Below are 11,812 nucleotides of genomic sequence, written 5' to 3' on the forward strand. Positions count from 1 at the left end.
ATGGGAGCATTGGACGGGATCAGGGTGATTGCGGTCGAGCAGGCGGTGGCGGCGCCGTTCTGTTCGTCGCGCCTTGCGGATGCGGGCGCGGAAGTGATCAAGATCGAACGGCCGGAGGGCGATTTCGCCCGCGGCTACGATGCGGCGGCCAAGGGCCAGAGCAGCTATTTCGTCTGGCTCAACCGCGGCAAGCAATCGGTCGTGGTCGATCTTGCCACCAAGGAGGGCCGCACTGAACTGGAAAAGCTGATCGCCAGCGCCGACGTGCTGGTGCAGAACCTCAAGCCAGGCTCGATGGACAAGCTCGGCTTCTCGCGCGAGCGGCTGCTGAAGGACTATCCGAAGCTGATCTCGTGCACCATCACCGGCTATGGCGACGAGGGCCCCTACGCCCATCGCAAGGCCTATGACCTCCTGATCCAGGCCGAGAGCGGCCTTGCCTCGATCACCGGCAATCCTGATGGCGCTTCACGCGTCGGCATGTCGATCGTCGATGTCGCGACCGGCGCCACCGCGCACGCCGCGATCCTGGAGGCACTGATCGCGCGCGGGCGCACGGGCAAGGGCTGCGACATTCGCATCTCCATGTTCGACGTAATGGCGGACTGGTGCACCGTGCCGCTGCTCAATGCCGAGGCCGGCAATCCGCCGAAGCGCATGGGGCTGCGCCATCCCTCGATCGCGCCTTATGGCGTGTTCACGTCGAAGGACGGCAAGGACATTTTGATCTCGATCCAGAGCGAGCGCGAGTGGAAGACGCTCTGCGCCGAGGTGCTGGATCAGCCTGATCTCCCTGCGGATCCCCGCGTCGCCAACATGGTGGAGCGCGTGCGCAACCGCGATTTCACCGACGCAAAAGTTGCGGAGATTTTCGGCAAGATGACGCGCGACGAGTTGTTGAAGCGATTGTCGGACGCCGACATCGCCTTCGCCGAGGTCAACACCATGGCCGACCTCACCAACCACCCGCATCTGCGCCGCATCGAGGTGGAGACGCCGAACGGCCGCGTCAGCTATCCCGCGCCGGCGCCTGTTATCGTCGGCGAGACGCGCTACTATGGCCCGGTGCCCGCGATCGGTGAAAATCCCAGGAAGTAACAAGAGCGAGGCATCATGACCGAGAAGCTCGACATCGATCACCTCAGGCAATGGATCGGACGCAGCTCCGAGGCCACAGACATCGTCACCGCGCAGCTCGTCAAAGGGCTGCGCGCGACGCTGTTCCAGGAGATCGGCGAGCCAAAGGCGGGGGATGCGGCGCCGTTCACGGTGCATTGGTGCCTGGCGCAGCCGGTCTTTCCAATGTCGATGCTCGGGCCCGACGGCCACCCGACCCGCGGTGGCTTTCTGCCCCCGGTGCCGTTGCCGCGCCGGATGTGGGCCGGCGGCGAGATCGAGTTCCTGCAACCGCTGCGCGTCGGCGATGAATCGACCCGGACCTCACGCATTGCCGACGTGCAGGTGAAGACAGGATCGACCGGCACGCTCTGCTTCGTCTCGGTCGAGCATATCGTCACGTCCCCGCGCGGCATTGCCATTCGCGAGCGGCAGGACATCGTCTATCGCGAGGTGACGGGCAGCGCGCCGACGGCTGCGAAGGCGCCGCCTCCGCCGCCGAAGGCGCAGCATCGGAAGACGCACGTTTCCGATCCCGTGTTGCTGTTTCGCTATTCGGCGCTGACCTTCAACGGCCATCGCATCCATTACGACCGCGACTACGTCACCAAGGTCGAGGGCTATCCGGGCCTGATCTTCCACGGACCGTTGCAGGCGGCGCTGATCATCGAGATGGCGGCGAAACTTCGAGGCGGCACGGCGCCGAAGAAATTCACCTATCGCGGCGTGCAGCCGCTGTTCGAGGGCAGCGAATTCTCGATCAACGCCAACGAGACCGAGGCGGGCATGGAGTTGTGGACGGCGAATGCGGAGGGACAGCCGACGATGAAGGGGACGGCGGTGTGGTAACGCTCCGTCATTCCGGGACGGTCCGCAGGACCGGACCTCAGGTGCGCAATTGCGCACCGGGGAATCTCGAGATTCCGGGTTCGATGCTTTGCATCGCCCCGGAATGACGGCCAAGAATAAGCAGGGAAACCAATGGCCAAAAACGGCAAGACCGGCAGCAAGTCCGTCACCGTCAAGCAGGCGACGCTCGACCTGCTGCGCGCCTTCGGCATCACAAAAGTGTTCGGCAATCCCGGCTCGACAGAGCTGCCGTTCCTCTCCGACTGGCCCGACGACATCGACTATGTGCTGGCGCTGCAGGAGGCCTCCGCCGTGGGCATGGCCGACGGTTATGCGCAGGCAACCCGCAATGCGGGCTTCGTCAATCTGCATTCGGCTGCCGGCGTCGGCAACGCGCTCGGCAACATCTACACCTCGCATCGCAACCAGACGCCGCTGGTGATCACCGCCGGCCAGCAGGCGCGTTCGATCCTGCCGCTGCAGGCCTTCCTCTATGCCGAGCGCGCCTCGGAGTTTCCGCGGCCCTATGTGAAGTACAGCGTCGAGCCGGCGCGGCCCGAGGACGTGCCGGCCGCGATCGCGCGGGCCTATTACACCGCGATGCAGCCGCCCTGCGGGCCGACCTTCGTGTCGATCCCGATCGACGACTGGACGCACGCAACCGCACCGGTCGAGGCGCGCAGGGTCAGCCGCGAAATCGGTCCGGAGCCCGGGGCGATGAAGGCGCTGGTCGCCGCGCTAGCTATCGCAAAGCACCCTGCCCTCGTCGTCGGCCCCGGTGTCGATCGCGCCGGCGCTGTGGACCTGATGGTGCGGGTTGCCGAGAAGGCCAAGGCGAGCGTCTGGGTCAGCCCGTTCTCGGCGCGCTGCTCGTTCCCCGAGCGGCATCCGCAATTCGCGGGCTTCCTGCACGCCTCGCCGGCGCAGCTCTCCGATGCGCTGCGCGAGCACGATCTCGTCGTCGTGATCGGCGCGCCCGTTTTCACCTTTCACGTCGAGGGCCATGCCGCGATCTTCGATGGCGGCGCCACCATCTTCCAGATCACCGATGATCCGGATGCGGCCGCGGTGACACCATCAGGCACCAGCATCATCGCCACGATGAAGCCCGCCCTCACCGCGCTGCTCGACCTGCTGCCCGAAAGCCAACGCGCGGCGCCAAAGGGACGCACGCTGCCGCCGGCGCCACAGGCCGCCGATCCGCTGCCGGTCGAGTTCCTGCTGCACGCGCTGTCCCAGGCGATGCCGGAGGGCGCGTCACTCGTCGAGGAAGTGCCCTCACACCGCCCGGCGATGCAAAAGTTTCTGCCGATGCCCGGCCAGGATAGTTTTTACACGATGTCGAGCGGCGGCCTCGGCTATTCGCTGCCCGCCGCCGTCGGCATGGCGCTCGGCAAGCCGAAGCTGCGCACCGTTTGCCTGATCGGCGATGGCTCGGCGATGTATTCGATCCAGGCGCTGTGGACCGCCGCTCAGCGCAAGCTGCCGCTCACCGTCGTCGTCATCAACAATTCCGGCTACGGCGCAATGCGCTCGTTCAGCCAGGTGATGCAGGTGCGCAACGTGCCGGGGCTGGAGCTGCCGGGCATCGACTTCGTCCGGCTCGCGGAGGGGATGGGTTGCCATGCGGTGCGGGTGAGCAAGGCCGCGGAACTCGGCGCGGCGCTGAAGCGCGGGATGACGTTTGAAGGCACGAACCTTGTGGAGGTCGTCGTGGATTCGGCGGTGCCCGTGCTGTACGGGCAGAAGCATTAGAGGCGCACGCCGCCAGACATTCAGCTGTCATCGCCCGGCCTTCACCGGGCGATCCAGTATTCCAGAGACGGTGACGAGATGCGCACTGGATGCCCCGCCTGCGCGGGGCATGACAGGGTCAAACGCGGCGACAGGAACGCCTACTTCCCGAACTCCTCCCGCATCTTGGCCTGGATCTTGGCCATGCCGCCGATCCAGCGGTCGTAATTCTCGGTCTTCTTGCGCATGTAGCCGAGCACTTGCGGGTGCGGCAGGATCAGGAAGGTCTCCTGCTCGAGGCCGGCGAGCACGTCCTTCGCCACCTGCTCGGGCGTGAGGTCGCCGTCGCCGGATTGCGGGCCCTTCGGGATCGAGCGCAGCATGTTGGTGTCGACGCCTTGCGGGCAGAGGATCGAGACCTTGATGTTGTCGGCCTTGTGCGAGATCGCGAGGTTCTCGGCAAAGCCCACCGCGGCGTGCTTGGTCGTCGAGTAAGCCGGACTGCCGACCTGCGACAGCAGGCCCGCGGCCGAGATGGTGTTGAGGAAATAGCCGCCGCCGCGCGCCTTCATGCGGGGGATCAGATGCCTGGCAGCATAGACATGCGCCATGACGTGGATCGCCCAGCTGCGCTGCCACGGCTCGTCGGAGGCGCCGCCGGCGTTGACCGACATCGGATCGAAGCCGCCGCCGATGCCGGCGTTGGAGCAGAAGAGATCAATGGGCCCGAACTGCCGCTCGCTCTCCTCGATGACGTGGGCGATCTCCTTTTCCTGCGCGACGTCGCATCTGAACGCCGCGCCGTCGACCGTAGCGGCGACGGCGCGCGCGTTGGCGGCATCCATGTCCGCGACCACGACCTTGGCAGCACCCGCCTTGTGAAAGGCCTCGCACAGCGCCTTGCCGATGCCGTTGGCGCCGCCCGTGACGACCACGACCTTGCCGGTCACCTGCATGCGACGTCTCCTCTTGTCTTTATTGGTATTATCCCGCGTCGCGGGACGTGCTCAGTTCAGCACGAGGTCGAGCACGGCCGTATAATGGCATGCCGCGCCGGCCAAGACAAAGCCATGCCAGATCGCGTTCTGGAAACGCAACCGCCGCCAAGCGTGGAAGATCACGCCAAGACTGTAGAGCAGGCCGCCGGCTAGGATGAAGCCCAGCGCGAGTGCGGGCAGCGCCTGCACCACGGGTCTGTAGAGCATCACGCCGCTCCAGCCCATGACGAGATAGATGCCGACCGAGACACGATCAAACCGCCCGGGGCAGAACAGTTTCAGCACGATGCCGAGAATTGCGACGCACCAGACGCCCGCGAGCAGCACCAGCGCGAACGCGCTGTCCCTCACCTCCAGAATGAACGGCGTGTAGGTCGCGGCGATCAGAAGATAGATCGCGGAATGATCGAGGCGGCGCAGCAGCCATTTGGCGGGTGAGACCGGCCAGAGATTATAGGTCGCGGACAGCACCAGCATCGAGAGCAGACCCGCGACATAGATCGAGACGCCGACGATGTCGGCGGTATCGGCATAGACCGCCGCCAGCACCACCAGCACGGTCGCAGCAATGATGCCTGCGAGCACGCCGATTCCATGGATGATGCCGTCGGCGATCAGCTCGGCGCGGTCGTAATTCCAGCCGATCACGTCGGCCGCGGCGTGGACGGAGCTGGATGCGAGCTGTTTCAATCTGAACACGGTCATGGCCATCCGCAACGTGAAGTGGTGCCCTGTGCTATGGGTCTTTCGGAACCAGCGCGTCGTTCAACAGGCTGATCGCCGACAAAGGCGGTGGAAGTATGAAGCTTGATTTTCCCCACTTAATTGCCACTTTTGTGAACAGCTCCACTGTTCTGCCCGCCCGAGATCGCTCACCTCCAATATCCCTGCGTTAAGTCAAGATGGCATTCAGTTTCCAGGATATGGTCGAGGAGGCGCGCCTGTCGGCCCGGGCGCTGATCGACTATGGCGAGCACTTCTTCAATCCGACGGTGCGTCTTGGTGTCACCGGCCTGTCGCGCGCCGGTAAGACCGTATTCATCACCGCGCTGATCCACGGGTTGACGCGCGGCGGCCGGTTTCCGGTGTTCGAGGCCTATTCATCGGGCCGGATCGCGCGGGCGCATCTGGCGCCGCAGCCTGATGATGCCGTGCCGCGCTTCTCCTACGAGAGCCATCTGCGCGCACTGATCGAGGAGCGGCGCTGGCCGAGCTCGACCGTCGACATCAGCGAGCTACGTCTCGTCATCGACTACCAGCGCCAGAACGGCGCGGATCGCACGCTGACGCTCGACATTGTCGACTATCCCGGTGAATGGCTGCTCGACCTGCCACTGCTGCAGAAAAGCTACCAGCAATGGTCGTCGGAGAGCCTGGCGCTGTCGCGCGAGACGCCGCGCGCGCATCTCGCCGCCGATTGGCATGCGCATCTGGCGACGCTGAAACCCGAAGCCCGCGAGGACGAGCAGGCAACGCTCACGGCTGCGAAGCTCTTCACAAAATATCTGCGTGCCTGTCGCGACGAGCGCTTCGCCATGAGCCTGTTGCCGCCCGGCCGTTTTTTGATGCCCGGCAGTCTCGCCGACACGCCGGCGCTGACCTTCGCGCCGCTCGACGTGCCCGCAGCCGGACAAGCACCCGAGGGATCGCTGTGGGCGATGATGGTGCGCCGCTTTGAAGCCTACAAGGACATCGTGGTGCGGCCGTTCTTCCGCGATCATTTTGCCCGGCTCGACCGCCAGATCGTGCTGGCCGATGCGCTCGCCGCGTTCAACGCGGGGCCCGAAGCGCTGCACGACCTTGAAGCGGCGCTAGCAGGCATTCTCGATTGCTTCAATATCGGCCGCAGCACCTTCCTCTCCAGCCTGTTCAGGCCGCGCATCGACCGCATCCTGTTCGCGGCGACGAAAGCGGACCATCTGCATCATTCCAGCCACGACCGCCTCGAGGCCGTGCTGCGCCGCGCGGTCACCCGCGCCGTCGCGCGCGCCGAAGACACCGGCGCTGCGATCGATGTGGTGGCACTCGCCGCCGTCCGCGCCACGCGTGAGGCGCAGGTTGCACATGGCCGCGATAAATTGCCCTCGATCCTGGGCACGCCGGCCGCTGGCGAGAGCGCCAACGGCGAGTTCTTCGACGGCAACACCGAGGTCGCGACCTTTCCCGGCGATCTGCCTGATGATCCCGAACCACTGTTCAACGGCACCGATGCGTTCCGCGGCCTCGCCTCCGAAGCCGCCGAGAAGAGCGATTTCCGCTTCCTGCGCTTCCGCCCGCCCAAGCTCGACCACGAGGGGACGGACGAGCCGGCGCTGCCGCACATCCGCCTCGACCGTGCCTTGCAGTTCCTGATCGGAGACAAGCTCGCATGAACGACCGCTCGAAGCCACGGCGGCCGGCGACGTTCCGGCTCGACGATCCCGATGTCATCGTCACCGAAGCCGACGAGACCAGCCGGCTCGGCCGCGCCACCATCCAGATCACGCCGGAGCACGATCCGCAGGCCCTGCCGGTGCCGATCGAAACCGCGCTTCCGGCGCGGCGCGGCTTCCGCTGGGGCGCGCTGTTCTGGTCCGGGGTCGCAGGGCTGACGCTGCTCGGCACCGGGCTCGGCGTGGTGCGTCTGATCGAGGATCTGTTTGCGCGCAATGAGAGCCTCGGCTTTGTCGGGCTTGCGCTCGCATTCGTCACCATGCTGGCACTCGCTGTTGTCATCGGGCGCGAGGCGTTTGGGCTGGTGCGATTGGCGACGATCGAAAAACTGCACGCACGCGCCGCTGAAGTGCTGATCAGCGACGATCGCAAGGAGAGCCGCGCCATCGTCAAGGATTTGATCGCGATCGCGCACCAGAATCCGCAGCTCGCGCGCGCCCGTGCCGCGCTGGAAAGCCACGCCGGCGAGATCATCGACGGCGCCGACATGATCCGGCTCGCCGAGCGCGAATTGATGTCGCCGCTCGATGCGGAGGCGCGGCGGCTGGTATCGTCGGCCGCGCAGCGCGTGTCGATCGTCACGGCGGTGTCGCCGCGCGCGTTGTTCGACGTGCTGTTCGTGTTCGTGGCCTCGCTGCGCCTGATCCGCCAGCTTGCCCGGCTCTATGGCGGCCGGCCCGGCGCGCTCGGCATGATCCGCCTGCTTCGCCACGTCATCGCCCATCTCGCCATCACCGGCGGCCTCGCCGCCAGCGACAGCCTGGTGCAGCAGATGCTCGGCCACGGGATCGCAGCAAAGCTGTCGCAGCGGCTCGGTGAAGGCATGCTCAACGGCCTGCTGACGGCGCGGCTGGGCTTGGCCGCGATCGACGTTACGAGGCCGCTGCCGTTCGCCGCGCTGCCGCCGCCGAAACTGTCGGATCTGGCGACGGATTTGTTGCGGAGGAAAGAGGACGAGGACTAGCTCTTAGAGCCAGCACGCGCCACTGAAACAGCGGCGAGTCCTTTGACGGGTTGAGCTCCGGCGTCCATCCGGTGAGCTTGTCGAGGGTATAGGCGTCGGTCAGGACACCGCGCCAGCGGCGCTCGACCTGGCCAAGCGGCTCGCGCCTGGCGGGGATCGTCGCCCACAGCGATGAACGATCATCGGGCTGGCGGCCGATATAGAGTCCCGTATGGCCTTCGATCCTGTCCATCCCGGGATCGCGAAAATCCTGGAAGCGGCCGCGCTCGTTGATTTCCACCACGGGAACGCGCCCCCTGAACAGCCAGCGCATCATGGCGTAGGTGCGGTAGTCCGTGGTCGCGATCCAGGTCGCGCCGGTCTCATCGAGCGCGGCCTGCGCACGCGCGGCGACCTGCTCAAAGCCGGCCTCGGCGCCGATCGGATCCATCCTGCCGATGAAATTCCAGGGCGCGGCGACGTAATAGAGGAACACGATCACGACGAAGGCGATCCCCGACACCAGCGCGGTGTTCACCCAGAACATGCCCAAGCGGATCGCCCGCGTCGACCAGCCTTCTCCAGGCATCATCGCAAGGTTCACCGCGGCGGCCGCGAAGCCAACCGGCCACATGAACATCGGCCAGGTGTCGCCGACCCTGAGCGTCAGCGACTTGAAGAAGAAATAGACGAACGGCACCAGCACCGCCGTCGACAGCAGGATCGCAACCGGCTCGCGCGAGCGATAGCCGCGCCACGCCGTCAACACCAGACCGGACAGCACCACCGGCAGCATGACGAAACCGACGAGGCCGAATTGCAGGCCGATATAATCGCCGAGGGTGCGCAGCGAGATGCCGTAATTGGCGGTGGCGCGCACGCCCTGGAAACGGAACGAGGCCCAGTCGTGCCGCGCGTTCCAGATCAGGACCGGCGAGAACACGGCGATTGCGATCAGCAGCGCAAGGTAAGGATACGGGCTGCGCAGCCAGCGCCAGCGCCACTCCGGCACGAGCAGAAAGGCGGCGACCGCAGGCGCGAACATGACGACGGTGAATTTCGACAGCAGCGCCAGGCCGGCGAACAGGCCGGCCGCGAGCCACCAGCGGCCGTCGCCGCTTTGTGCAAGTCGCACCAGCGACCACATCATCGCCACCGCGAACGGAATCATGGCGACGTCGGGCGCGACCTTGGCCATCAGCAGGCCGTAATAGAGCGCAGCCTCCGGCATCAGCACCGCAATCGCGATCGCGCGCGCATCATGGGTGAGGCGGCGGACGATGTCGGCAAGCAGGCATTGCGTCACCAGCATCGCGACGATGCCACCGAAGCGGACGCCGAGCGCGGTGTCACCGAAAATGAGGGTCCCGAAACGGATAAGCCAGGCGATGCCGGGCGGATGATCGAGGAAGCTCAGCGCTCCCTCCTTCGACCAGGTCCAGTAATAGGCCTCGTCGGTGCGCAGTTCGATGGCGGAGGCATAGACCATGCGCAGCACGGTCATCGCAGCGATCACTAGCGCGGCCACGATGAGCGGCCGGCGCGATGCGCCATCGGGTTTTGCGGTGATGTCGAAAGCAAGCGTCACGGCCGCGCTTTTCCCCGACTTGGAAGGGGGAGTCAATGTGGGGGATGGTGCGCTCGATGTCAGCGTTCCGGACGGTCTCGTAGGGTGGGCAAAGCGAAGCGTGCCCACCACCCGAGGATGCGTGGGCACGGCGCAAGCGCGCCTTTGCCCACCCTACAAGACTTACCGTTACGTAACCTTGTCGGTTATGTGATCCTACAAGCCGTGTAGCAGCCGGAATTTAACTCTCCGCTGGCTGTTCTCATCGGTGAACTGGTACAACCGAATCATGGCCACGACCGCGCTTTCACGATTGCCCGAACTCGTCCGCTCGACCAGCGCGCGGCAGGTGCGGCTGCTCTGCGGCGTCATCCTGTTCGCTTACGTGGTCAGCCATTTCCTCAACCATGCGCTCGGCAACATCTCGGTCGATGCCATGCAGCTCGGGGTCTACTACCACACCGCGTTCTGGCAGTTCCTCCCTGTGACGATCGTGTTCTATGGCGCGGCGCTCACCCATATGGGTCTCGGCGTCTATGCGCTGTACCAGCGCCGCCAGTTCCGCTGGCGGACGATCGAGCCGCTGCAGCTGGTGCTGGGACTGAGCATCCCAGCGCTGGTGATGGCGCATGTGATCGGCATCCGGCTGGGCCAGGCGCTGTACGGCCACGAGAAGCTCTATCCGCAGGAGCTCTATCTGTTCTTCGTCGCGGCGCCCGGTCGGCTCTGGACGATGACGATCCTGCTGATCGTCGCCTGGGTCCACGGCTGTATCGGCATCTATTTCTGGCTGCGGCTGAAGCCGTTCTTCGCTCGTGTGGCGCCGTACCTGTTGGCGGCTGCCGTGCTGATCCCGACGCTGGCGCTGCTCGGTATCTACCAGGGTGGCCGTAGTGTCGCCGCCGACAGCGAGGACGGCGATTGGCGCCGGCAAAATTACACGCAGCGCGAGGTCGGCACTTTCGCACAGGCCGATACGCTCGACCGCATCACCGGTGGACTGACGATCGGTTATTTCGGCCTGCTCGGGCTGGTGATGCTCGCACGCGGGGTGCGCGGCTGGCGCGAGCGGCGCGGCGGCATGATCTCGCTGTCCTACGGCAACGGCAAGACGGTGCGAGTCCCGAAGGGCCTCTCCGTGCTGGAAGCGAGCCTGCGCCACAACGTGCCGCATGCCAGCGTCTGTGGCGGCCGGGCCCGCTGCTCGACCTGCCGCATCCGCATCATCGGCGACCACGGCGCGCTGCCCGAGCCCTCGCAGCGCGAGGCCTTCGTGCTGGCCCGCGTCGGCACCGCCGATCCCTCGATCCGGCTTGCCTGCCAGCTGCGGCCGAACTGCGACCTCTCCTTCTTCCAGCTGTTCATGCCGCACACGCTGGCGGCCAATGCCGAGGCGTCCTCGCCCGCACGAATTGGCCAGGAGCGCTATCTCGTCAGCCTGTTCGTCGATATGCGCGGGTCGACGCAGCTGGCCGAGAAGCGGCTGCCATTCGACACCGTCTTCATCGTCAATCGTTTCCTGGGCGCGGTATCGCAGGCCGTGATCGAGAATGGCGGCCAGCCGAACCAGTTCGTCGGCGACGGCATGCTGGCGCTGTTCGGCTTGACCTGTGATCCGCAAACCGCCTGCCGGCAGGCGCTCAAGGCCGTCGCCGGCATTGCGACCCATGTGGACGAGCTGAACGAGCTCCTGAGCCACGATCTGCGCCAGCCGATCCGCTTCGGCATCGGCGTCCATGGCGGCGAGGTCATCATCGGCGACATCGGCTATCGCGACCACATCGTCTTCACCGCGCTCGGCGATGCCGTGAACGTTGCCGCCCGGCTCCAGGACATGACGAAGACGCTTCAGTGCGAGGCGGTCGTCTCGGACGAGGTCCGCCGCACCGCCGGTCTTCACGAGGATGCGCTGCCGAACCAGGAGGTTGCGATCCGCGGTCGCGACGAGCCGATGATGGTGCGGGTGGTCGTGGACAGCAGGACATTGTCGGCGGTCATCGCCGGCGGCGAACGCGTCGCGGCGTGATGCGAGCCATGCGGAAGGTGCGCTCCCTCTCCCGCTTGCGGGAGAGGGCTGGGGAGAGGGTGTCTCCGCGACGGGGCAATCCCCCAGAGGAGAAAGCCCTCTCCCGGCCTCTCCCGCAAGCGGGAGAGGTGAAGAAGGAAGCATCT

At 65.8% G+C, this 11,812-nt stretch carries 9 protein-coding genes; 6 read left to right on the forward strand and 3 right to left on the reverse strand.

Features of this window, described 5'->3' with window-relative positions:
• The 3 genes from XH98_RS20650 to mdlC all read left to right on the forward strand — a co-directional run bounded on the left by XH98_RS20650 (nt 1) and on the right by mdlC (nt 3,720).
• Nucleotides 1-1,098: a CaiB/BaiF CoA transferase family protein gene (locus XH98_RS20650; RefSeq protein ID WP_271619719.1), complete on the forward strand. Its 1,098-nt coding sequence runs from the start codon at nt 1-3 to the stop codon at nt 1,096-1,098.
• Between the two features lie 15 nt (nt 1,099-1,113).
• The gene (locus XH98_RS20655) at nt 1,114-1,965 is read left to right on the forward strand and encodes an FAS1-like dehydratase domain-containing protein (RefSeq protein WP_271598421.1); all 852 of its coding nucleotides are present in this window, start codon (nt 1,114-1,116) and stop codon (nt 1,963-1,965) included.
• Between the two features lie 132 nt (nt 1,966-2,097).
• Nucleotides 2,098-3,720, forward strand: coding sequence for a benzoylformate decarboxylase (gene mdlC / locus XH98_RS20660; RefSeq protein WP_271619720.1), 1,623 nt, complete (start codon nt 2,098-2,100; stop codon nt 3,718-3,720).
• A gap of 140 nt (nt 3,721-3,860) precedes the next feature.
• Here the strand turns inward: mdlC and XH98_RS20665 are convergent, their stop codons facing one another.
• Both XH98_RS20665 and trhA read right to left on the reverse strand, forming a co-directional pair.
• Nucleotides 3,861-4,655: an SDR family oxidoreductase gene (locus XH98_RS20665; RefSeq protein ID WP_057744682.1), complete on the reverse strand. Its 795-nt coding sequence runs from the start codon at nt 4,653-4,655 to the stop codon at nt 3,861-3,863.
• A 51-nt stretch (nt 4,656-4,706) separates the two neighbouring features.
• On the reverse strand, nt 4,707-5,402 hold the full coding sequence (gene trhA / locus XH98_RS20670) for a PAQR family membrane homeostasis protein TrhA (protein WP_271598419.1): 696 nt from the start codon (nt 5,400-5,402) through the stop codon (nt 4,707-4,709).
• A 197-nt stretch (nt 5,403-5,599) separates the two neighbouring features.
• Here trhA and XH98_RS20675 point away from each other — a divergent pair, with 197 nt between their 5' ends.
• On the forward strand, nt 5,600-7,069 hold the full coding sequence (locus XH98_RS20675; RefSeq protein WP_271619721.1) for a YcjX family protein: 1,470 nt from the start codon (nt 5,600-5,602) through the stop codon (nt 7,067-7,069).
• Nucleotides 7,066-8,094: a YcjF family protein gene (locus tag XH98_RS20680; protein WP_271598418.1), complete on the forward strand. Its 1,029-nt coding sequence runs from the start codon at nt 7,066-7,068 to the stop codon at nt 8,092-8,094. The genes XH98_RS20675 and XH98_RS20680 overlap by 4 nt, the downstream gene beginning before the upstream one ends.
• Here XH98_RS20680 and XH98_RS20685 read toward each other — a convergent pair.
• On the reverse strand, nt 8,003-9,577 hold the full coding sequence (locus tag XH98_RS20685; RefSeq protein WP_271619770.1) for a glycosyltransferase family 39 protein: 1,575 nt from the start codon (nt 9,575-9,577) through the stop codon (nt 8,003-8,005). The genes XH98_RS20680 and XH98_RS20685 overlap by 92 nt on opposite strands.
• A 352-nt stretch (nt 9,578-9,929) precedes the next feature.
• Between XH98_RS20685 and XH98_RS20690 the strand changes: the two genes are divergently transcribed.
• Nucleotides 9,930-11,666: an adenylate/guanylate cyclase domain-containing protein gene (locus XH98_RS20690; protein ID WP_271619722.1), complete on the forward strand. Its 1,737-nt coding sequence runs from the start codon at nt 9,930-9,932 to the stop codon at nt 11,664-11,666.
• Nucleotides 11,667-11,812: the final 146 nt, after the last annotated feature.

It is taken from the genome of Bradyrhizobium sp. CCBAU 51745, from assembly GCF_028128715.1.
Lineage (GTDB): Bacteria > Pseudomonadota > Alphaproteobacteria > Rhizobiales > Xanthobacteraceae > Bradyrhizobium > Bradyrhizobium manausense.

What these genes read in the sequence shown, in the direction of transcription:
- XH98_RS20650 (WP_271619719.1), top strand. Translation starts at nt 1, where the DNA reads ATGGGAGCATTGGACGGGATCAGGGTGATTGCGGTCGAGCAGGCGGTG.
- XH98_RS20655 (WP_271598421.1), top strand. Translation starts at nt 1,114, where the DNA reads ATGACCGAGAAGCTCGACATCGATCACCTCAGGCAATGGATCGGACGC.
- mdlC (WP_271619720.1), top strand. Translation starts at nt 2,098, where the DNA reads ATGGCCAAAAACGGCAAGACCGGCAGCAAGTCCGTCACCGTCAAGCAG.
- XH98_RS20665 (WP_057744682.1), bottom strand. Translation starts at nt 4,655, where the DNA reads ATGCAGGTGACCGGCAAGGTCGTGGTCGTCACGGGCGGCGCCAACGGC.
- trhA (WP_271598419.1), bottom strand. Translation starts at nt 5,402, where the DNA reads ATGACCGTGTTCAGATTGAAACAGCTCGCATCCAGCTCCGTCCACGCC.
- XH98_RS20675 (WP_271619721.1), top strand. Translation starts at nt 5,600, where the DNA reads ATGGCATTCAGTTTCCAGGATATGGTCGAGGAGGCGCGCCTGTCGGCC.
- XH98_RS20680 (WP_271598418.1), top strand. Translation starts at nt 7,066, where the DNA reads ATGAACGACCGCTCGAAGCCACGGCGGCCGGCGACGTTCCGGCTCGAC.
- XH98_RS20685 (WP_271619770.1), bottom strand. Translation starts at nt 9,577, where the DNA reads ATGACCGTGCTGCGCATGGTCTATGCCTCCGCCATCGAACTGCGCACC.
- XH98_RS20690 (WP_271619722.1), top strand. Translation starts at nt 9,930, where the DNA reads ATGGCCACGACCGCGCTTTCACGATTGCCCGAACTCGTCCGCTCGACC.